The sequence below is a fragment of the Gemella haemolysans genome, from assembly GCF_012273215.1.
GTDB classification, from domain to species: domain Bacteria; phylum Bacillota; class Bacilli; order Staphylococcales; family Gemellaceae; genus Gemella; species Gemella haemolysans_A.
In genome coordinates, this window is sequence record NZ_CP050965.1 from 1,201,312 (window position 1) to 1,223,801 (window position 22,490).

Consider the following 22,490-nt stretch of genomic DNA (forward strand, 5'->3'; position numbering starts at 1 on the left):
ACAAGGAGTTGTTATTTTTATTCCATCATAATTTTTTTAACATTTAAACCTTTTATCTTATTACTATAGTATAAAATAAAGATTTCATATATTAATACAAATGCTATAAAACTACCAATTACTGAAATTAAATCAAAGTTATATGTTGTTTCGCTATCTAATTTTTTAAATAAAACTTTTAGTAATGCTCTTATTAAAAAATACTGATAAACTGTTCCTATAGCAAAACCTATGTATGCTACTACTCTATAACCTGATAATATTATTCTTGAACATTCACTTTTTGAAAAGCCCATAATATTTAAAATAGATATATTTTTTATATTACTACTAGCAATCACTTCTAATGAAATTAATAATATAGATAACGATAATATCACACCTATTATCATCATCATAATTCTTATTGTTCCATCAACAAAATCTCTCATACCAAATGCCATTTGAATCATTGAAGAAAATGATAATGTAGCAAAAATAACAAAGAATAATAGGGTTTTATTACTAAATAATACTGTTGCTCTTAATTCTTTGAAAAAGTTTTTATATTGTCTAAATCTTCTTTTTCTAAATTTTTTATTTGTTGAATTTATTTGTTTAAGTAAGTTAATCGTTGGTACATTTAAATTAAACAGTACATAAACAATTGATATTACTAAAAACGATAGTGATGGTAATATAACCATTATTAATAAAAGTTGGGGATGAAAGTTCATTGTAAGCTCAGATAATATATTATCCGTATTTCTACTTTCATAAAATTTCGGCATAAACAAATGTGAACTTCCATAACCTAATAACGAACCTAAAAATACTAAAAGTCCAAAAACAGAAAACTTAGATGCTATAAAGTTATTACTATAACCTTGAGCTTTTAATATACCAATTTTATGTTTAGAATCATCAATAAATTGTTTTATATAAAATATTAACATTACCGCCGCACTTATTGATAAAACTGTTCCTGTTATAATTACTACAAACTTCGAAACAATAAGCTGGGCATCATAAAACTTCTTCTGTATTATATTAAATCCCGTAATATCTAGGCCTTTCAAATCTAAATATAAGTTAGAAAAAAGTGTAGTTATAAATACCGCACAGTAACTTACTATCACTACTGCAATTGCTTTTCTTAAATCTTTTAACTGAACTATCATATAATTACCACCCTATCTCTCTTACAGATTTAGGTGTATGGTTTTCTTCAATCGAAGTTACTTTACCACTACCTACATGAATTATCTTATTTGCAAGTTGAGCAATATTTTCATTATGAGTTACCATTATCATTGTAAAGTTAGATTTAGTTTTTAGTTTTAATAAGTACTCTAATATTTTTCTTCCTGTTTCCTCATCTAAAGCTCCTGTAGGTTCATCTAAAAATAGTACCGCTGGCTTCTTAGCTAGTGCTCTAGCAATTGAAACACGCTGTTGCTCCCCACCAGATAACTCATTTGGATATTTACTTAATTTATCTTCTAATCCTAATTCCCTTATAATCTCAACATACTCTTTATTATTTGCTAAACTAGCTCCTACTTTAACATTTTGTTCTACCGTTAAATTATTTAATAAATAATATTGTTGGAAAACAAAACCTATTTTATCTTTACGGAATTTTGTTAATTGTTTTTCTGAGTAACCACTTATAGACTCATTATCATATACAACTTCTCCAGAGTCTGACTTTTCTAAACCAGATAAGATATTTAATAGTGTAGATTTTCCTGAACCTGAAGCTCCAAGTATAACAACAAATTCATTTTTATCAATTTTTAAATCTATTCCTCTTAAGACTTCTTGACCATTATATTGTTTCTTAATATTCTTTGCTATAATCATTTAATCAATCTCCTTTAAATATTGTATTATTAAACTTTTAGTTACTTCAGTCATATATTCAATAATTTCAGTTGCTGTAAAATTATGTATTCCCGTAACTGTTAATGTTGCAATACCATGACTATATATAAATAAGTGCTCGTAAAGTTTTTTTGCATTTTCTATTGAAATTTTATACTCTTCATCTATAGACTGAATTACTGATTTATATTCGTAGTCTCGCATTGGAAGAAAATCTTTAAAACTTTCTACTTCTATTCCTTTTTTCATAAATAACCATTGAAATAATTTAGGTTCATTTTTTGAAAATAATATATACTCTACTCCTAATCGTTTAAATGGACTATCATCTTTTAATGCTAAATTAACTTTTTCTGAAAAAATATTTTCAGCAGCAATCTTTGCTTCATCTTCTAAATTTTTCATATTAGAAAACAAACTAAATATTACTTTAGTAGATGACTCCAATTTTTTAGCCAACTCTCTTGCAGTTAATGCTTCTATTCCATTTTCTCTTATAAAGTCTATAGTTACAGCTAAAACTTCTTCTTTTGTAAATTTAAATTTTGGTGCCATATTAAAACCTCCATCAATAGGTAACACTTGTTTCTCATTATAAATCATTTTGTATGAAATATCAATAGAAAAATTATTGAATTATTACATGAAATTGTATACAATAAAAGTAGAATAAATATTAGGAGTTATTTATGAATATTATTAAAAATTTACCTACGCCTATTGCTGGTTTAGCACTTGGTTCAGTAGCGTTAGGAAATCTATTACAACCATACAGTCCTAAATTACAATTATTATTTAGTCTTTTATCTTTTATAATAATTGTACTTTTAACTATTAAATTTGCACTAGGATTTGACAAATTAAAAAAAGAAATGGAAAATCCTGTAATTGCAACGGTTCTTGCAACTTATCCGATGAGTATTATGCTTTTAAGTTCATTTTCGAAAAAATTTATCGGTGCTTACAGTGTTCCCTTTTGGATAATTGGAATTCTTCTAGATTTATTTGTTGTTTGTTATGCAATTTATAATTTTGTTTTGAAAGAAAAACATATCAAAAATATTTATCCAACTTGGTTCATCACCTTCGTTGGACCAGCTGTTGTAACTGTAACAGCAATAAATTACAACTTAGAAACACTAGGATTAATTTACTTCTATTTTTCTTATATTAACTATTTAGTGTTATTACCTTTCGTTCTTTATAGAGTTTATAAATATAAGCATTATAACGATGGTGATTATCCTACTATAACAGTATTTTCTGCCCCTGGTGGATTATTACTGGCTAGTTATATGATAGGAGTTACACAAAAAAGCAACATAATTTTAGCAGTATTAATACCGCTTACAGTATTATTATTTATTTTTGTTTTAATTCAATTACCTTATTTACTAAAAAGAAAATTCTATCCTAGCTTTTCTGCTTTTACTTTCCCATTAGTAATTTGCGCGATAGCATTTCAAAAAACTGGAATTTATTATCAAATAGCTGAATTTTCTGTTTTGAATATTTTAATTCATCTAAGTGAATTACTGGCGATAATTATTGTAATTTATGTATGGTATGGGTTTATTAAGAATTTATCATATTCAAATAATTAATAGTATATACATTTGAAGGACACAGTTTGATCTGACCCCAAAAAGTTAGACTTAGGATAGCGTAATAGTTATAATGACTGTTACGCTATCTTTTTTATATTTATACAGTCATATGTTTTATTCTATATTGCTTAGGACTTAACCATCCTAGTTTCTCTTTTATTCTCTCTTCATTATAGTATTTTATATATTTTTCAATAGCTAATTTCAGTTCCCTATAACTATTATATGTTGTTCCATAGTATATCTCTTGTTTTAATATTCCGAAGAAATTCTCCATTATCGAATTATCCAAACAATTTGCTTTTCTAGACATACTTTGGTAAATACGTTCTTCTTTTAACCTTTTCGAGTATGCCTTCATTTGATAAGCCCATCCTTGATCAGAGTGGAAAGTTCTCCTATAAGGGGATTTAGCTGTGACTTTAATAGCTTTTTCTAGCGCATCCATTATATTTTTAGCTGATGGGCTCTCACTTATACTATAGCTTATTATCTCACCATTATACATATCCATAAATGGATCTAAATAAAGTTTCTTTACTACTAATTTACCTCTCTCATTAACTTCATAATATTTAAATTCAGTTGTGTCTGTAGTGATTTTTTGATGTGGAATATTAGTATTGAATCGTCTTCTAATTCTATTCTTAGCTGTTTTTCCAATTTTCCCTTTATATGAATTGTATTTTCTACTTTTTCTAGTGAATGATGTAACCTGTAAGTCTAATTTTTGTATAATTCTTTGAACTTTCTTTTTATTTATTATATATCCTAAATTACGTAACGCACCATATATACGTCTATAACCATAATCTTTGTTATTCTTTCTTATTTCTAATATTTTCTCTTCAATTTCTTTATCTGGATTAACTCTATCGAATCTCTTCTGCCAGTACATATATGTTGCTTTTGGCATTTTCGCATATAAAAGAAGGTCTTTAAGTATGAATTCTCCTCGGAGACTGCTTATAATTCTCGCCTTCTTTTCATTTCTGCTTCTTCCGCTAAACGCAGTCTCCTCGCTTCTTTTAAAAATGCATTTTCTATCCTTAGTTGTAGTAATTGATCTTCTAATTCTTTTACATATTCTTTAGATATATTATCATTTGTGGTTTGACTTGTTGTTTCCTTACTTAACTTTTTAGGTGATTTAGCCATTAAGATTTTCCGACCTTTCCTTCGCTCTCTCAATGCATCAGGACCAGCTACTCTAAAGCGATTAACCCAGTTACAAATAAGTGCTGGATTATTTATACCTTCTTGTAAAGCTAAGTCATTGTATGAGAGTTCACTTGTTAAGTATAATTCTACAACATATATCTTTTTTTCGAAAGGATATTCTTCATTTTTTCTTGAACGATATAATCCATCATCTCCATATTTCTTATATTTGGCAACCCAAATTTCAATATTATTATGAGATTTTATATCATACTTTTTCGCTAACGATCTTATGCTTATGTTTTCATTTATATACTCTAGTACGACTTTCTTTTTAAATTCAAAATTATATTTAGTCATAAAAATACCGACCTCCAAAAAGTTAGATTTTTTGGTCTAACTTTTTGGGGTCGGTACAGTTCAAAATTGTACTGTGTCCTTATTTTTATATATTTTTCTTTGGATGTCTGTCTATAACATCTTGATTATCAAGTAAAGCTTTTTCCCCTTTTTGAGTTAATTTATAACCTCTTATAGAGAAAAGTTTAGCCAACTCTTCCTCACTAAAATTTTCTTCAAGTGTTTTATCTAAATCAGCTTCTTTTAACTTAGATAGTCCTTTGACTCCTTTTTGTTTAAGAATATTTTTCTTAGCTGTAGAGTTAATATGATCTAATGAAGAAAATGCACTCTCGATTTCAACATACCCTTCATCTTCTAATTTTTTCAAGTTCTCAGGAGCATTTATACCATACGTATATTCGAAGTATTTAGGGAATCATGTTTTCGTAGTAAATGTCCCAAAGCTAATTCTCCATAGTAATATTATATCACCAGCAAGCAGATTATCTTTCAAAGTTACCATATTTCCTTTTGGAACTGGCTTTGCATCCAATAACCACTCGTCAATATTTCGTTCAGGAGAGATATATGGCATATTCTCGTGAAATTTATACATTTCTAATATCCTTTGATCCATCTACTCTACTACCTCTTGAAAGTTCTCGATAACATCTTTTAACTCTAATTCTAAGATATAACTAATACCTTTTTCTTGCATTGTTACTCCGTATAAAGTATCCATAGCTTCCATAGTTCCTCGTCTATGTGTGATAACTAAGAACTGATTATTCTCTGAATAAACTTTTAAGAATTTAGCAAATCTATTAACATTCTCTTCATCTAGCGCCGCTTCCACCTCATCAAGCACTACAAATGGAGGATTTTTAACCTGTAATATCGCAAATAATAAACTTATCGCAGTTAAAGATTTCTCCCCACCTGATAATAATGAAAGGTTTTGAAGTTTTTTACCAGGAGGTGAAGCTTCGATTACTATTCCAGTATTTAATATGTCATTTGGTGATTCTAAAGTCATATCTGCATAACCACCTTTGAACAATTCTTTAAATATTTTATTGAAGTTCTCTGCTACTTGAACAAACGTTGTTAAGAAACGTTCTTTTACTTCTTTATCAATCTCTGCAATAGTCTCTTCTAGTTTTTCTTTCGCTTCTACAAGATCGGTAATTTGCTCATTATAAAAGTCGTAACGTTCTTTAACCTCTTCGAACTCTGCTATAGCATTTAGGTTAATATTACCTAACTCTACTATCTCTTTACGAAGTCTTGCTACATCGTGTTTATATGAAGATACCTCATCTATAATATCGGCAGTTAATCTATTTGATACACTCTCATACGTTACATTATAATTAGTAACAAGGTTTTCTAGATATTCATCAATTTTAACTTCTATCTTCGTCTGTTCTACAGTTAATTTTTCAAATTCTGAAGTTTTTTGACGTAGACTTTCGTTATTTCTTTGTTGAGCTACCGTAATTTCTTTTTCACGTTTAAACAATCCTGTTTTTTCCATATCAAGATCTGATAATAACGTCTTAAGCATTGTTAAACGTTCACTACACTCAGCAATAATCTTAGAATTATTTTCTAATATCTTAAGTTCATCTTCTTCACTTAATGACTCAGCATCTTTAGACATTTCTAATCTTGTCAACTGTTCGTTCACATCTGATATATCTGCTAATAGAGATTCTATTAACTCTAAACCATGCTTAGCAGTCTCTTCCAATTTTGATTTCTCTATCTTAAGCTCAGCAATTTTCTCTAAGAATAATTCCTCAGCACTTTGAGCATTTTGTTTCTTACTACTTTCCTCTTTAATCTTCTCATCAAGTTTTTGTAGCTCGATTCTAATCTTCTCGAGACTTTGAGTTAATTCGATAATATTACTTGAATTATCCTCATTGTCTTTAAATTCTAATAATTTTCTTTCATTAAATTCTATATTTGCTTTAATATCAGCAATCTCAGAATTTTTATGATTTATACTTAATTCTAATTGCTTAAGTTTTAAAATCGCTTCTTCTTTTGTTGATTTTAAACTTCCAATTTCATTTATTACTTCTTGTTGCTGATTTTCTAATTGATGTTTCTCACTATCTAATTTCTCAATCTTATCATTGATTTTAATAAGATTTTGTGAAAGTTCATCTAATTCAGCCTTATGTTTAATAGAAGAGTTATTATTTTTATTAATAGCACCTCCTGTGATAGACCCACCACTGTTAATAATTTGCCCATCAAGGGTAATAATTCTGTTTCTAAAATTAATCTTACGAGCTATTCTATTGGCATTATCCATATTATCAACAATAAGAACAAGCCCTAATAGGTGAGATATTATATTTTTATACTCACTATCAACAGTTATTAAATTCTCAGCAATATTGATAAATCCTTCTTCATTTACTACTGTCCTATAAACATCACTCGCTATTGCTTTTGCTTTAATATTATTTAACGGTAAGAATGTAACTCTACCTTTATTAGCTTTCTTTAAATGATTAATACATTGTTTAGCAACATTCTCATTTTCTACGATAATATTTTGTTGTGCTTGCCCTAAAGCAATATCAATTGCAACAGCATATTCGTTATCAAATTCTACAATATTTGCTACACTATTATGAACACCCGCTAGCACATCCTTATTCGCAAGAATCTCTTTTACTCCAATATTATAAAAGCTTAAATTGTTGATTTGATCTTCTAAGAACTTCTTACGGTTTTCCAGGTTACTCTTGAAGTTGTGACCTGTACGAATTTGCTCTTCTATATTTTTTCCATTTGAATTAATTAGAATATTTTTCTCAACTAATATATCAAGTTCTCTTTGAAGATTAGATAATTGTTCATTTAATACCTTTTGTTCTTCTGTAGCTGTAGAAAATTCTTCTTCTCTTACACTTAAAACTTGTTTTTGTCTTTTAATATTATCTAGAATTTCTTTACTGTTCTCATCAGCACTCTCAAGATTTTTCTTAGCAAACTCTATACTATTCTCTAGTTTAGTTTCTTCGTTAATTAAGCTATAGTAAGTATCTTTTAATTCTTCTATATTTCTTTCGATTAATTCTAGTTTACTCTCTTCACCTGATTCTAACGAAGATATTTCTTTGTTAATCTTTTGAATTCTCCCTTTAGTTTCATCATTTAGATTTTCTCTTTCAGACAGCTTACTTTCAAGGTTTTGTTTTCTTTCCTCAAGATACTTAATATCATCGTTAATTTTTTCACTTCTAAGTGTTCTGTTATTTTTTCTTTCCTCAATAACACTTAATTGTGATTGAAGAGATTCTTTCTTCTGAACTAATTCTAACTCCTCATCATGATATTTCATGTAAGTTCTATCTAATGAGACTAAATTATTCTTGATACTTTCTAAATCTTTTATTAGTTCTTCTTGTCTAATTTCAAGTCCAAGTTTTTCTGATTCTTTTTCCTGTTTAACTTGAAGTAAATCAGCAAGTCTTTTTTGATATTCCGCAATGTTATAGACATTTAATAAAATGTCTTTTTCTTCAAGTTCTTTAGAATAATCAAGATACTTTTGTGTTTTGTTCTTTTGATCTTCTAAGATTTTATAACGACCTGAGATTTCTGAGAAAATATCATTTAACCTCATTAAGTTATCATTTGTTTTCTCTAATTTAAGATTAGTTTCTTTTTTCTTATTTTTATATTTTAATACCCCTGATGCCTCTTCTATAATCGCTCGACGATCAACAGGTTTAGATGAAATAATATCTTCTACCTTACCTTGAGTAATAATACTATAACTTTCCTTATTAATCCCAAAATCAAGATAGATATCCGTAATATCTTTTAATTTAGAACGCTTATTATCAATGTAATACTCACTATCACCATTTCTATACAAACGTCTTTTAATTTCACAATTATCTTCTCCGTTAGAAAATGTTACCGCTACTTCAGCAAAGTTTTTTCTTTTCGCATCTTCAGTCCCCGAAAAGATAACATCTTTCATGCTACTACCACGTAAATTTTTAGCAGACTGCTCCCCTAAAACCCAACGAATAGCATCAATTATATTACTTTTTCCCGAACCGTTCGGTCCTACAACACCGATTAAATTATTTTTAAATTCAAATGTTGTCTTCTTTTGAAAAGATTTAAAACCTGTAACTTCAACCTTTGCTAATTTCATCTTTGTTTCCTTTCATTAATTTTAAATATCTTTGTATCCTAGTTTTTCTAATGCTTGTTTGGCTGAAAGCTGTTCAGACTCTTTTTTTGTAGTAGCTGTCCCACTTCCATATTGTTTTCCACCAATTAAAATAGCACTCGTAAAAGTTTTAGAATGTGATGGACCCGTAGAATCAAGTACTACATACTCAATTTCACCCAATTTAATTTTTGAAATGTACTCTTGTAGTATAGTTTTATAATCTACAAAGCTATGATATTCAAGGTCTTGAACTTCTGTAAATAATGTATTATGTAAGAAAGTTTTTACAACTTCAAGGTTTGACTCTAGGTACATTGCTCCTGTGAAAGATTCAAAAATATCAGCAAGTAACGCTGCTCGACTTCTTCCACCCATCTTTTCTTCACCTTTACCTAAGTATATACATTTGTCTAAGCCAAGTTGTAAAGCATATTTAACCAATGTTTTTTCACAAACAATAGATGCACGTAACTTAGTTAGCTCACCTTCAGGAAGCTCATAAAATTTCTTAAATAAAAATTCGCTTGTTGTAAGTTCAACAACAGCATCCCCTAAAAATTCCAAACGCTCATAATTTAAATGCTTCGCGATTCTTTTCTCATTAGTATAAGAAGAATGAGAAAATGCATTTTTAAAATTCTCACTGAATTTCAAATTAAAACCATACTTTTTATTCAAAGTATTAAGCAATCCTTCAATATATGTTCGTTCCACAATTATTCTCCTTTCTTTCATTATTGGGAGAAACTCAATAATTTTATAAAAATTAATCAAGTTCCTCCCATAAAAATCATTCTAATAATTTAAATATGTTATTAATCCAATAAAAACTCAGAGAAGACATCATTTCCATAGAATAATCCTTTTCTAGTTAATCGAAGTTTATTATCTTCAATTTCCAAGTACCCTTCTCTTATATTTTTATCAATAACGTCTTTAAATATTTCTTCTGCTCTTTTTCCATATTTTTCTTCAAATATATCTAAATCTACACCTTTTAAAAGACGTAGTCCTAGGAACATTTCCTCTTCAATTTTTTCCTTAGTCGTTACAGTATTTTCTTCACGTCTTGCATGACCTTTTTCTAACATACTGTCGATATAGAATTTTAATGCTCCTTGATTAGCATAACGTACTCCATCAATATAACCATGAGCACCCGCCCCAAGGCCATAATACTCTATATTCTTCCAGTAACTGCTATTATGAACACTCTCATGACCTGGTCTAGCAAAATTACTGATTTCATACTGTTCATAACCATTTTCTGTTAAGAAATTAATAACCTCATTGTACATTTTCTCTTCAGTTTCATTTGAAGGCAATGTAACTTTCTTGTCTCTCACCTGATTATAAAGTTTAGTCTTCTGTTCCAAAATCAATGAATAACATGAAATATGACTAATATTGTATTCTGCAACCTTCTTCATACTGTCATATAAGTCATCCATAGTTTGCTTCGGTAGTGAGAACATTAAATCTACATTAATATCCTCAATGCCATGTTTTTTACAATTAGCAATCGCCATATCTACATCATCAGCAACATGTCCACGTCCAAGAATTTTTAACAATTCGTTATTAAAAGTCTGAACTCCCATGCTAATTCTATTAACTCCGTAGCCCTTTACCAAAGCAACCCGAGAATCAACAAGATCCTCAGGGTTAGCTTCAAAAGTAAATTCACGCAGTTGTTGTGGAATTTTATTTCTTAATGCAGTTAATAAACGATGAAGTTGTTCATCACTTAATGCACTTGGTGTTCCTCCACCAATATAAATAGTTTCAACATTTTGAATGTTTTCCATACTCTCGATTTCTTTGATTAAGCAATCTATATACTTGTCAACAGGTTGTCTTTGTATATAAAACTTGTTGAAATCGCAATATGAACAAATATACTTACAAAATGGAATATGAATATATACTCCGCGTGGACAACTCTTCATTATTCTTCATCCATTTTAAGAACAGCCATGAAGGCATCTTGAGGAACTTCTACGCTACCAACAGCTTTCATTCTCTCTTTACCTTTTTTCTGTTTCTCTAATAGTTTACGTTTCCTACTAATATCCCCTCCGTAACATTTAGCAAGAACGTTTTTACGCATCGCTTTAATAGTTTCGCGAGAGATAATTTTATTTCCAATAGCAGCTTGGATAGGAATTTCGAATTGTTGTTTTGGAATAAGTTTTTTAAGTTTTTCTACAATAACTTTACCACGTTGGTAAGCAAATTCTCTGTGAACGATGAAGCTTAGAGCATCGACTTGTTCACCATTTAATAGAATATCCATCTTAACAAGGTTACTATCTTTGTATCCTGTTAATTCATAGTCAAATGATGCATATCCTTTTGTATTAGATTTAAGTTGATCGAAGAAGTCAAATACGATTTCTGATAGAGGTATATCATAAGTAATATTAACCCTTGTATCATCGATATATTCCATATTTAAGAAAATACCACGTTTCTTCTGACAAAGATCCATAACAGCACCTACATAGTCATTTGGTACCATAATGCTCGCCTTAACAAATGGCTCTGTAATCTTATTAATTTTTTGTGGATCTGGCATTTCTGATGGATTTGACACATCTACTAGAGTTCCGTCAGTTTTTTCAACTTTGTAAATAACCGATGGTGCAGTTGCGATAATATCAATATTAAATTCACGCTCAATACGCTCTTGAATGATTTCCATGTGTAACATTCCTAAGAATCCACATCTAAATCCAAATCCAAGTGCTTGTGACGTTTCAGCTTCATATTGTAACGCAGAGTCATTAAGTTCTAATTTTTCTAATGCTTCACGTAAATCATTATATTTTGATGAATCGATTGGATATAATCCACAGAATACCATTGGGTTTAATTTTCTGTATCCAGGTAATGCTTCTTTAGCTGGATTATTCGCTAATGTGATTGTATCCCCTACACGAGTTTCACTTACATTTTTAATAGATGCACAGATAAATCCTACATCTCCTGCAGTAAGTTCATCAACGATTTTCTCTTTAGGTGTGTGAATACCAACTTCAGTAACCTCGAACACACCACCAGTAGCCATCATCTTAATCTTATCTCCAGCTTTTACAGTACCGTTCTTAATACGTACTGAAACGATAACTCCTCTATATGCATCGTATAATGAGTCAAAGATTAATGCTTGTAGTGGTTCAGCCGCATCACCAGATGGAGCTGGAATATATTCTACGATTTGTTCTAAGATTTCATCAATACCAATTCCAGCCTTAGCAGAAGCTAGTACAATATCGTCTATAGGTAATCCAATTACATCCTCGATTTCAGTCTTAACCTTCTCAGGATCCGCTGCAGGTAAGTCAATTTTATTAATAATTGGAATAATCTCTAAATTATTATCTAATGCTAAGTATACGTTAGCTAAAGTTTGTGCCTCAATACCTTGAGCAGCATCGACTACCAAAATAGCCCCTTCACATGCCGCTAAAGAACGTGATACTTCATATGTGAAGTCTACGTGTCCCGGTGTATCGATTAAGTGGAAAATATACTCTTCTCCATTTTTTGCAGTATATTGTAATTGAACTGCATTAAGTTTAATTGTAATACCTCTTTCACGCTCAATATCCATTGAGTCAAGAAGTTGTGCTTTCATTTCACGTTGTTCTAACGCCTTTGTTTTTTCTAAAATCCTGTCCGCAAGAGTCGATTTCCCGTGGTCAATATGTGCAATTATAGAAAAGTTCCTTATTTTCTTTTGCCTTTCATTTCTTTTATCCATTTTATTCTTCCTTTACAAATCTTGTTTTTCTACGTAGTCTTTAGCTGTATAATACGAAAAACCATCCCTTATTAGCTTTTCAATCAGCTTTTGTTTAAGTGCATATCCTTCATATCTACGACTATAACTTTGATAAGCCCTTCTAAAATGCTCATCTAATATTTCCTCTTCATTTTCATCTTCATAGTCTTCGAAAAATATGTCAAACACCTTTCTTATTATATCAGATGTAAAGCCATTTGTATAAAGTTTTTGTGTTATTTTTTGAACTTTTTTGTTTTTCGTTTCTCTTCTTACTTTATACTCACGTTCAATAATTTTATATAGAATTTCTATCATTGCTTCTTCAGTACAAATCTTGGCAATATTTTCATCTATAACATCTTTATCTAGGCCTTTTTCTAACAGTTTTCTTTGTATCCAATATGGCCCCTTTAAATTTAGATTAAAATAATCTGTCACCGCAGCTTCTACATAGTGATTATCATTCAAATAACCAATTTCTATTAACTTCTCAATTACTTCATCAATAACATTATTAGCAATCTCTTTCTTCTGAAGATATTCTCTTATATCCTGCTTAGTTCTTAGACCAAATTGTAAATAATGTACTGCTTTACTATAGGCACTTTCTACACTTTCGTGAGCTATGATTTCTTTTAATTGCTCTTTTGATAAATCTATTTTTTTTATAAGTCCATACTTAATTATCGTATCTTCAGAAACATAAAAATGTTTACCATTTTCCAAATCTATTTTATACTTAACTTTTAGCTTTGTTATATTTGTAACTTGCAAATTTACACCTACTTTCTACATTCCTCGCTAAAAAAACTCTCACCTTTAATTTTATCAAAAATCACATGAAAAAGGAAATGTTAGAAAGAAAAAAATTCCCAAACCATAAGGCTTGAGAATTTTATTTTCAACTAAGATACTACGTTATTTTTTAATTAATCCTTCTTTTTGTAGATATTCTTTTGCTACATCATAAGCAGATTTACCTTCAATATCTACTTTGTAGTTCATTTCAGTCATTTCTTTTTCTGTTATTTTTCCAGCAAGTTTATTTAAGATTTTTTCAAGCTCAGGATGTTTTTTCAATGTCTCTTCTCTTAATAACGGTGCCCCTTGATATGGTGGGAATAAATGTCTATCGTCATTTAATAATTTAAGCTTATTTGTTATTATTTTGCTATCTGTTGAGAATACATCGATAATATTTACATCACCATTTGAAATAGCTTGATATTTTAACGCTATTTCCATAGTTTTAACATTTAGATTTAAGTGATAAAGATTTTTAAGTCCTATACCACCATCTTCTCTATCATTAAATTCCAATGAGAATCCAACTTTTGAAGAATTTTCTACTAATTTTATATCTGAAATATTATTTAATTTATTTTTATTTGCAAAATCTTCTGTTACGGCTAAAGCGTAAGTATCCTGGAATTTTGTAGGTTTTAGGTACACAAGATTGTCTTGTTCAAAAATTTTATTTTTAGCAACCTCATAAACCTCATCGGGATCATTAGAAGCAACAGTCTGAGGAGTTTTTAATAATGTTGTAGTAACTGTACCTGTAAATTCTGGATAAATATCAATACTTTTACCTTTTAACGCCTCATATAAGAAGCTTGTTTTTCCAAAATTAGGTTTAACCTCAACGTCAATATTTGTCTCATCTTCTATTAAAAGTTTATACATATTTATTAATATCTCAGGTTCTGCTCCTATTTTACCAGCTATTATTAGTTTATCATTAGACATTTTTCCAATTGGAAGGAAGCTGATAGTTAAAGCCACTACAGCTGCAAGTAATGAAGCTAAAATAGTTTTCGGTTTTTTATCTTGTAAAAATCTAATTAATAACCCAAATAGAATCGCTAATATTGCGGATGAAATAGCTCCAATTAAAATTAACGCTGAGTTATTTCTATCTATTCCTAGTAAAATAAATGAACCTAATCCCCCTGCTCCTATTAAAGCGGCAAGAGTTGCTGTACCAATTATCATAATACTCGCAGTTCTCACACCACTCATAAGTATTGGCATAGCGAGTGCAAGTTTAAATTTTTTCAACTTTTCTAGTTTTGTCATACCAAAGGCTGTTGCAGCCTCTTCTAACGATGGATCAATCTCCGATAATCCAGTAATAGTACTTTGTAGTATTGGGAATATTGCATAAATTACCAATGCAACGACTGCTGGTAATGTACCAATCCCCATAAATGGAATGAATAACCCAAGTAATGCAAGAGAAGGAATAGTTTGGAAGATACCCGTAATTTGTAAAAACCACTCACTTGTCTTTTTATTCCCTGAAATAATTATTCCTAACGGAACTGCTATAAAAATTGCAATAATAAGTGATAATAATGAAATTTGAAGATGTTCATATAAGCCAGTTATCCAATCACTTTTTCTTTCTAAAAATGTACTTACTAAATTCATTATTTATTCCCCCTTGCAAAAAATTCACGAACAAAATCATCCGCAGGATTTTCTTTTAGTACTTCTGGTGTAGCAATTTGAACCACCTTACCTTCTTTTAAAACACAAATTCTATCAGCAAGTTTCATCGCTTCATCCATATCGTGAGTTACAAAAACTGTTGTCATTTTATATTCATTGTGTAAAGATTTTATTAAATCTTGTAATTGAACTTTACTAAGCGGATCTAATGCCGAAAATGGTTCATCCATCAATAAAATTTTAGGATTAGCAATAATTGCACGTAGTATTCCTACACGCTGTTTCTCTCCTCCAGAAAGTTCTTTAGGAAGACGATTCATATAATGCTTAGGATCCAATCCTACTTTTCTTAGTAAATCTTCTGTTTTTTCTTTGATCTCTTTCTTATCAAAGTTTTTCATCTCTGGAATTAACGCAATATTTTCTGCAACCGTAAGATTCGGAAATAGTGCAATTTGTTGAAGAACATAGCCAGTTTCAAGTCTTAATTCCCTTAAATCATAATCTTTCAATCTCTTATCTTCAAAATAAATATCACCGTCAGTTTGTTCTATCAGTCTATTTATTAATTTTAAAGTTGTTGTTTTTCCACTTCCACTAGGTCCAACTAGAACAAAAAACTCTCCTTCTTGTATTTCAAAATTCAATCCGTCAAGTATTAAACCATTTGTGGAACAGCATAATGAAACATTATTATATTTAATCATTTTTATTTTTCTCCTTTCAATACTAGTTTTTCAATATTTTTCTTCATATTATCGTTAAAGATTGTATAGTATTCTATAAATAGTTTTTGTTGTTCACTTGAAAGTTGACCTATTGCTTTCTCTTCAGCCTCTCTAAGAGGGTCCAAAATTTTTGATGCATATAAGTAACCTTTTTCTGTAAGTCTAACTATTTTCTCCCGCTTATCTTTTTCTTGTTCCTCAAAATAAATATAGCCTTTTTCCTTAAAAGTCTTCATTGCTGCACTAACTACTTGTTTCGTAGAATATGTTTTTTCACAAATAGTATTTTGAGTTATTCCATCCTTTGTATAATAAAGACAGGTTAAGATTAATAGCGATTTACCTTGCAAACCATTTTTTCTAGCATAGTACTCATATAATGAGTTGTTTTCATATTTTTTTCTAGAAAATATACTTGAGTATTTTAATAGACTATTCACTTATTTTCACTCCCTACCTAAAGTCACAATTATTATCATTAACAATACTATGGACATGCTCTTCATCTCAAAACTTCAAAGGTATTTTTTGTTTTTTACATTTATTCTTCACTGTTATAAACAATGAAAAGTAATTCCAAATCAGTAAAATCTTTTGACTATTATTTTATTAAAAAAGATATTAGTAATATCCTAAATACTAATATGTTTATTCTACTCCTGTAGTTTACAGTTGTCAATAATTTAGTTTTCATGAAAATAGACAATCGATAAATATTTTACCAATTGTCTTAAAAATTTATTAAATTCATATTTAAAAATATTAACGCCTATTTGTTCTCTATCCTTTGTTTTATCTTGTTATAGCGACGAATAACATTGATTCTCTCCAATAAGTGTGGCAGTAAAATTATAACAATAATAAGTGAATTAATTACTTTGTTTAGTGTTTCCCCGAAGAAACTTATCAATAACCCTTTATCTATTATTGAAATGAGTAAATATATATAACATGCTACAGTGATAACTAAATTTAATAACAAGGAAATTTTTGAAGGGTTCTCCTTTAGTCTAACTTTTTCTATTTCTTTATCTGTTAACTTCTCTAAAAGCATTTCCTCTTTTTTCACTATTTTTCTAGCTATTACAAATACTATCATATAAAAAATACAAAAGATTAATGAAAATACTACTAATAAAATTTCTAATATACTCATACTATTTACCTCTATTTAAATTTATTATATCATATTATCTGTACAAAAAATTACCCATATATAACTCAAAAATAAATGTTACTAATAAATTTTCTTCATATACTATACCAATCAGAATATAAGCATCCTTAAAATAGAGAAAGGCTCATCTTTCGATGAGCCATATATCATGAAAAAAATATTATTAAGTTTTGTTATATTTATATTATATATCTTAAACCTTATATAAACTTTAGACTATAATTAAAATTTACTTAAATTTATAGTTCTCTTAATTTCTCCGCTCTCTCTAAAGAAGCATCAATATTCTCACATATATTTTCTTTACCTATTTTTTCAATAAAGCCAGCTTTTTCCATAACATGATATGGTTGTTCATTTACGTGTGATAATATTAATATTAATCCACGTTTTTTACAAGTTTCCAATATTTCTTCTAATACTTCTAATCCTGAAATATCCATTGCTGGAACATTACGCATTCTTATAATTAAAACATTTTTTCCTTCGCCATGCTCAAAGCTTGTAAACACATTAGCAGCTCCGAAGAACAACGCTCCAAAAATTTCATAAACTATAGTATTTTCAGGGACATATTTTAAATCAACTTCTTCAGATAACTTATCATCATCAGATGAACCTTTGTACGTCCATTGTCGAACTTCTGCAATATCAGACATACGTTTTAAGAATAAGAACGCAGCTAATACCATACCGAACTCTATCGCGATTACTAGGTCGAAGAATAACGTTAATAAGAAAGTGATAATTAATACCGCTATATCACTTTTCGGTGCAGTCTTTAACATACGTACACAAATACGCCATCCACTCATATTATATCCCACAATTATTAATATCGCAGCCAAGCAACTCATAGGAATATACGATGCATATGGCATTAAAAATAATAATATTAGTAACAAAGTAAATGCATGCACCATCCCAGATACCGGTGTTCTCCCACCATTTTTTACGTTAGCTGCAGTTCTCGCAATTGCACCTGTTGCAGGAATACCTCCAAAAAGTGCTGACATAAAGTTCCCCACACCTTGAGCAACTAATTCTGCATTAGATTTATGCTTACTTCCTGTCATACCATCAGACACTACAGCTGATAACAATGATTCTATAGCCGCTAATATTGCTATCGTAAATGCCGGTAAAATCATCTCTCTAATTAGTGAAAATGAAATTGTAGGCATTGTAAAGCTAGGAAGTCCTGCTTTAATTGTGTATAGATCACCAATAGTTTTAACCGGTAATTTGAAAATAGCCACTAAAAATGTTGTAACTAGTATTGCGATTAAAGAACCTGGTATTTTCTTCGATACTTTTGGCCAAAATACTTGAATTAATATCGCAAGTACACCTATACCTAAAGTAACAAAGCTAATACTTTTTATATTTTGTCCATACGCTACTAATTTTCCAACAAATTCTGCCGGAACTGCTCCCATACTTAATCCTAGAAAATCTTTAACCTGACCAACTACTATTCCCATAGCAATCCCTAGTGTAAATCCAATAGTGATAGTTTTCGGAATAAATTTAATTAAGTCACCAAAGTGAAATAGCCCCATTAGAATCAGCATAATCCCTGCCATAAGAGTAGCAACAGTTAATCCTGCAATTCCATGTTCAGCTATTATCCCATAAATAATAACGACAAAAGCAGCCGTTGGTCCACCAATCTGAACTCTACTTCCACCTAAAAACGAAATAAAAAAACCTGCTATAATCGCAGTATAAAGACCTTGTTCTGGATTCACCCCAGATGCAATCGCCAAAGCAATCGATAAAGGCAATGCTATAACAGCTACTATTAAACCAGCAATTATATCTTTTAAGCATTGTTCCTTTGTATAATTTTTCATCACACTAAATAACTTTGGCTTAAGATATTTAAATGAATTCATCTTCTCCTCCTACTTCCTAAGAATCTTTAGTATTACTAGTTTAGCACATAACTAACAAAAACTCTAGTTAAATCAGAAATACTCTTGAAATATTTTAAATTTTTCTATTATATCTTATCATAACTAGAGTTCAATCTATTATACAATAGAAAATAACTTGTAATAAATTAGAAAAAAGGCTTGAAAAATTAATCTTCCAAGCCCTAGACAATTACTAATATAATTATAAATTAAATTTCTCTTTGATCCCTCTTATTACATCTGCCAATAGTTCCTTATTAGCAGTATCATACCAAGTTCCATCCATTTTATTTCTAAACCATGTTAACTGACGTTTTGCATAACGGCGTGAGTTTTGAGAGATAGCTGCAATGGTATCTTCTTTAGAAACATTACCATTAAGATACGGAATCATCTCCTTATATCCTATCGCTCCTAAAGCTTGGAGTTCTATTCCATACTCATCTATAATTTCTCTAACTTCTTGTTCTAAACCTTCTTCAAACATCAGCTCAACTCGCTTATTAATACGACTATATAGAACTTCCCTATCAGTATTAAGAACTATTAAAAATGGATTATAACAATCAAGAACCGTATCCCCATTGTTGTTAGTCGTTACAGATTTCTTTTCATTCATCACATAATTATATGCATTGATTACACGACGATGATTTTCTAGGTCGATCGAATTATATGTATCTGGATAGTTTTCTTTTAGATACTCTCTGGCCATATCAACATCAATGTCATAAGTTTTTTCCTCTAAATCAGTAAACTCATAATTATTTAGAACAGCATTCATATAAAAACCAGTTCCTCCGATTAATAAAGGCATCTTACCACGACAATGTATTTTCTCTATTTTCTTACGTGCTAGTTTTTGAAAATCATAGACAGAACAAGTATCAGTAGGCTCTAGTTCGTCAATTAAATGATGAACTATTCCATCCATCTCTTCTTTTTTCACCTTCGCAGAACCAATATCAAACTTCTTATAAATTTGAACACTATCTATAGAAATTATTTCACAGTTGAACTCTTTTGCTAGTTCTATACTAAGTGCTGTTTTCCCAACTGCAGTAGGTCCTACTATCGCTATTAAAGGTATTTTTTCCATCTTACCTCCTACACTATACGCTTAAACATTTTTTCTAAATCTTTTTTCTCCATTTTTGTGATTATCGGACGTCCATGTGGACACGTAAATGGATTCTTACATTCATAAAGATCACTTATAACCTTATTCATCTCTACATCAGTAAGTACTTGATTCGCTTTTATAGACATTTTACAACTCGCCATTGCAATTGCATCATTTCTTAATTCGTTGAAAGTTATATTATTATTTTTAAGGACCTTCTCAACAATAATTTTTATCATTTGTTCTTCGTCTTCTTCTATCCAACCAGGAAATTCACGAACAACATAAGAATTATCTCCAAACTCTTCGAATACAATACCAAGTTCCTCGAATTTTTCTAAATTATTACGAACTTCAGCCGCTTCATCTACAGAAAAATCAAACATAAGCGGTATTAACATCTGCTTTTTATAATTCTTTCTTTCAATAAATTCACGTTGTAATTTCTCATAATTATATCTTTCCGCAGCAGCATGCTGATCTATTAGAAATAACTTATTATCCGCTTCTGATAAGATATATGTTTTAAAGATTTGTGCTAATACTTTTAAGTCTGGTAGAGTTCTAACTTTTGTATCATCATCTTGGACAATTTTAGCATCTTTAATTTCATTAAAGTGACTGTAATCTTTTACTACATTAGAAACTACTTCTTCAGTACGATCATCATAATTCGTATTATCTTCTTTTTTAGAAAAATTCATGAAGTTCTCTATTTCTTTTTTAGTCGGCTTATCTCCGTATTTGTTTCTATTGTCGCGTGGATGTAAACTATAACTTAAATCCGGTAAGTCGCTCTTAATTCTTTGCGTTTTACTTCTTTGATTAAATGTGTTTTCTTTACTTTGTACTGAAGTTTTTTCTTCGCTAGAGCCCGTCAATAAATCTCCTCCGAAAAGAAACTCATCTTCTTGAACAACATGACTTGCAAGTTCTGTTTGGTTATCAGTAAAGCCACTTTCATCTTGATTATTATCCGCAACTTCTCTTTGCTCCGCTGAGAAAATACTTTCATCTTCAATATTTCCGAACTTATTATCAAGTTCATCTAAGAAATTTATTTTTTCGATTTTCGCCTTTTCTTTTTTCGTAAGAACATTATTCATTCCTTGTGGAATATATGTATAATTACTTAATCTTTCTGCAATAACCTCTTTGATTAAACGTATTAACTCCGCTTCTTTCGATAATCTTACTTCTTGCTTAGTTGGATGCACGTTAACATCTAATAAAATTGGATCCATTTCGATATTAATTACACATAATGGATACCTATTAATCATTAAAAGTGTTCCATACGCATCGATTATAGCATTTTGAATTCCATAATTCTTTATATAACGACCATTAATAAAAATATTTATATAGTTTTTACTAGCTCTCGTCTCTTCAGGAACAGAAATATAACCAAATACTTTATAATCATCATTACTACCACTGAATTCAATCATATTTCTAGCAACACCCATATTATAGATTTTAGATAAAATCTTATGAACATCACCATCACCGTATGTTTTAAAGGTAATCTTACCATCTACATGAAGTTCGAAAGCTACATTAGGATAAGACAAGGCAAACTTATGAATAATATTAGTAATATTAGCTTGTTCTGTGTGAGGATTGCGCAGATATTTTAATCTTGCTGGTGTATTGTAGAATAAATTTTCTACACTTAAATCAGTTCCTTTAATAGGAGCGTAATATTCCTCAGAAACTACTTTTCCACCTTCAAGAACTAACATTTTTCCTTGTGCTTCTCCTGCACAACTCTTAATTACTACTTTACTCACAGATGAAATACTCGCTAATGCCTCACCTCTAAAACCTAGCGTTTCTATATGAAATAAATCATAGTCTGCACTTATTTTACTAGTTGCATGACGTAAAAATGCTCGAGCTAAATCATCATTAGAAATACCACTACCATTATCAATAATTCTAATTTGTTGAATACCAAATTCTTTAATTATAACTTTAATATTAGTACTTCCTGCATCAATAGAGTTCTCCACAAGTTCTTTAACAACAGAAGAAGGTCTTTCGACTACTTCTCCCGCCGCTATTTTATTTGATAATTCTGCAGATAATATATTTATTTTTCCCATTT

Annotated in this window: 20 protein-coding genes; 1 reads left to right on the forward strand and 19 read right to left on the reverse strand. The window is 29.7% G+C overall.

Annotated features, from left to right (window positions below; translation table 11 throughout):
* Nucleotides 1-17: 17 nt before the first annotated feature.
* The 3 genes from FOC48_RS05620 to FOC48_RS05630 are packed head-to-tail and all read right to left on the reverse strand — an operon-like array spanning nt 18 to nt 2,421.
* Nucleotides 18-1,160: an FtsX-like permease family protein gene (locus FOC48_RS05620; protein WP_003147012.1), complete on the reverse strand. Its 1,143-nt coding sequence runs from the start codon at nt 1,158-1,160 to the stop codon at nt 18-20.
* A gap of 4 nt (nt 1,161-1,164) precedes the next feature.
* Entirely contained in the window at nt 1,165-1,845 is a 681-nt protein-coding gene (locus tag FOC48_RS05625; protein ID WP_003147013.1) for an ABC transporter ATP-binding protein, read from the reverse strand.
* A complete protein-coding gene (locus FOC48_RS05630; protein ID WP_003147014.1) occupies nt 1,846-2,421 on the reverse strand; it encodes a TetR/AcrR family transcriptional regulator in 576 nt (191 codons plus the stop codon).
* 134 nt (nt 2,422-2,555) lie between these two features.
* On the opposite strand from FOC48_RS05630, the gene FOC48_RS05635 reads away from it, so the two are divergent.
* A complete protein-coding gene (locus FOC48_RS05635) occupies nt 2,556-3,470 on the forward strand; it encodes a TDT family transporter (RefSeq protein WP_003147015.1) in 915 nt (304 codons plus the stop codon).
* A gap of 100 nt (nt 3,471-3,570) precedes the next feature.
* Here FOC48_RS05635 and FOC48_RS09775 read toward each other — a convergent pair whose 3' ends face one another.
* The 16 genes from FOC48_RS09775 to mutL form a co-directional block, all read right to left on the reverse strand.
* Nucleotides 3,571-4,548 carry an IS3 family transposase gene (locus tag FOC48_RS09775; protein WP_331271073.1) on the reverse strand — a complete coding sequence of 326 codons (978 nt, stop codon included), beginning with the start codon at nt 4,546-4,548 and terminating at the stop codon, nt 3,571-3,573.
* On the reverse strand, nt 4,440-4,994 hold the full coding sequence (locus tag FOC48_RS09970) for a helix-turn-helix domain-containing protein (protein ID WP_003148112.1): 555 nt from the start codon (nt 4,992-4,994) through the stop codon (nt 4,440-4,442). The genes FOC48_RS09775 and FOC48_RS09970 overlap by 109 nt, the downstream gene beginning before the upstream one ends.
* Nucleotides 4,995-5,079: 85 nt before the next feature.
* Nucleotides 5,080-5,364 carry a hypothetical protein gene (locus FOC48_RS05650; protein WP_003147018.1) on the reverse strand — a complete coding sequence of 95 codons (285 nt, stop codon included), beginning with the start codon at nt 5,362-5,364 and terminating at the stop codon, nt 5,080-5,082.
* 48 nt (nt 5,365-5,412) lie between these two features.
* Entirely contained in the window at nt 5,413-5,613 is a 201-nt protein-coding gene (locus tag FOC48_RS05655) for a hypothetical protein (RefSeq protein WP_003147019.1), read from the reverse strand.
* The gene (gene smc / locus FOC48_RS05660) at nt 5,614-9,168 is read right to left on the reverse strand and encodes a chromosome segregation protein SMC (protein ID WP_003147020.1); all 3,555 of its coding nucleotides are present in this window, start codon (nt 9,166-9,168) and stop codon (nt 5,614-5,616) included.
* 21 nt (nt 9,169-9,189) lie between these two features.
* Nucleotides 9,190-9,903 carry a ribonuclease III gene (gene rnc / locus FOC48_RS05665; RefSeq protein ID WP_003147021.1) on the reverse strand — a complete coding sequence of 238 codons (714 nt, stop codon included), beginning with the start codon at nt 9,901-9,903 and terminating at the stop codon, nt 9,190-9,192.
* Nucleotides 9,904-10,004: 101 nt separating this feature from the next.
* Complete coding sequence (gene hemW / locus FOC48_RS05670) at nt 10,005-11,138, reverse strand: radical SAM family heme chaperone HemW (RefSeq protein WP_003147022.1); 1,134 nt, start codon at nt 11,136-11,138, stop codon at nt 10,005-10,007.
* On the reverse strand, nt 11,138-12,955 hold the full coding sequence (gene lepA, locus FOC48_RS05675; protein WP_003147023.1) for a translation elongation factor 4: 1,818 nt from the start codon (nt 12,953-12,955) through the stop codon (nt 11,138-11,140). The genes hemW and lepA overlap by 1 nt, the downstream gene beginning before the upstream one ends.
* Before the next feature lie 12 nt (nt 12,956-12,967).
* On the reverse strand, nt 12,968-13,753 hold the full coding sequence (locus FOC48_RS05680; protein ID WP_003147024.1) for a RecX family transcriptional regulator: 786 nt from the start codon (nt 13,751-13,753) through the stop codon (nt 12,968-12,970).
* 144 nt (nt 13,754-13,897) lie between these two features.
* A complete protein-coding gene (locus FOC48_RS05685; RefSeq protein WP_003147025.1) occupies nt 13,898-15,412 on the reverse strand; it encodes an ABC transporter permease/substrate-binding protein in 1,515 nt (504 codons plus the stop codon).
* Entirely contained in the window at nt 15,412-16,140 is a 729-nt protein-coding gene (locus FOC48_RS05690; protein ID WP_003147028.1) for an ATP-binding cassette domain-containing protein, read from the reverse strand. Before FOC48_RS05690 ends, FOC48_RS05685 begins: the two co-directional genes overlap by 1 nt.
* Nucleotides 16,141-16,142: 2 nt before the next feature.
* Nucleotides 16,143-16,601, reverse strand: a complete 459-nt coding sequence (locus FOC48_RS05695) for a MarR family winged helix-turn-helix transcriptional regulator (RefSeq protein ID WP_003147029.1) — start codon at nt 16,599-16,601, stop codon at nt 16,143-16,145.
* A 329-nt stretch (nt 16,602-16,930) separates the two neighbouring features.
* Complete coding sequence (locus tag FOC48_RS05700; RefSeq protein ID WP_003147030.1) at nt 16,931-17,317, reverse strand: hypothetical protein; 387 nt, start codon at nt 17,315-17,317, stop codon at nt 16,931-16,933.
* A gap of 260 nt (nt 17,318-17,577) precedes the next feature.
* Entirely contained in the window at nt 17,578-19,236 is a 1,659-nt protein-coding gene (locus FOC48_RS05705; protein ID WP_003147031.1) for a SulP family inorganic anion transporter, read from the reverse strand.
* A 223-nt stretch (nt 19,237-19,459) separates the two neighbouring features.
* Nucleotides 19,460-20,356 carry a tRNA (adenosine(37)-N6)-dimethylallyltransferase MiaA gene (miaA, locus tag FOC48_RS05710; RefSeq protein WP_003147032.1) on the reverse strand — a complete coding sequence of 299 codons (897 nt, stop codon included), beginning with the start codon at nt 20,354-20,356 and terminating at the stop codon, nt 19,460-19,462.
* 8 nt (nt 20,357-20,364) lie between these two features.
* On the reverse strand, nt 20,365-22,488 hold the full coding sequence (gene mutL, locus FOC48_RS05715; protein ID WP_003147033.1) for a DNA mismatch repair endonuclease MutL: 2,124 nt from the start codon (nt 22,486-22,488) through the stop codon (nt 20,365-20,367).
* Between the last annotated feature and the right edge of the window lie 2 nt (nt 22,489-22,490).

Coding starts and splice junctions, on each gene's coding strand:
- lepA (WP_003147023.1), bottom strand. CDS start 12,955: ATGGATAAAAGAAATGAAAGGCAAAAGAAAATAAGGAACTTTTCTATA.
- FOC48_RS05630 (WP_003147014.1), bottom strand. CDS start 2,421: ATGGCACCAAAATTTAAATTTACAAAAGAAGAAGTTTTAGCTGTAACT.
- FOC48_RS05635 (WP_003147015.1), top strand. CDS start 2,556: ATGAATATTATTAAAAATTTACCTACGCCTATTGCTGGTTTAGCACTT.
- mutL (WP_003147033.1), bottom strand. CDS start 22,488: ATGGGAAAAATAAATATATTATCTGCAGAATTATCAAATAAAATAGCG.
- miaA (WP_003147032.1), bottom strand. CDS start 20,356: ATGGAAAAAATACCTTTAATAGCGATAGTAGGACCTACTGCAGTTGGG.
- FOC48_RS05705 (WP_003147031.1), bottom strand. CDS start 19,236: ATGAATTCATTTAAATATCTTAAGCCAAAGTTATTTAGTGTGATGAAA.
- smc (WP_003147020.1), bottom strand. CDS start 9,168: ATGAAATTAGCAAAGGTTGAAGTTACAGGTTTTAAATCTTTTCAAAAG.
- FOC48_RS05625 (WP_003147013.1), bottom strand. CDS start 1,845: ATGATTATAGCAAAGAATATTAAGAAACAATATAATGGTCAAGAAGTC.
- FOC48_RS05620 (WP_003147012.1), bottom strand. CDS start 1,160: ATGATAGTTCAGTTAAAAGATTTAAGAAAAGCAATTGCAGTAGTGATA.
- FOC48_RS05690 (WP_003147028.1), bottom strand. CDS start 16,140: ATGATTAAATATAATAATGTTTCATTATGCTGTTCCACAAATGGTTTA.
- hemW (WP_003147022.1), bottom strand. CDS start 11,138: ATGAAGAGTTGTCCACGCGGAGTATATATTCATATTCCATTTTGTAAG.
- FOC48_RS05700 (WP_003147030.1), bottom strand. CDS start 17,317: ATGAGTATATTAGAAATTTTATTAGTAGTATTTTCATTAATCTTTTGT.
- FOC48_RS09970 (WP_003148112.1), bottom strand. CDS start 4,994: ATGACTAAATATAATTTTGAATTTAAAAAGAAAGTCGTACTAGAGTAT.
- FOC48_RS05685 (WP_003147025.1), bottom strand. CDS start 15,412: ATGAATTTAGTAAGTACATTTTTAGAAAGAAAAAGTGATTGGATAACT.
- FOC48_RS05655 (WP_003147019.1), bottom strand. CDS start 5,613: ATGGATCAAAGGATATTAGAAATGTATAAATTTCACGAGAATATGCCA.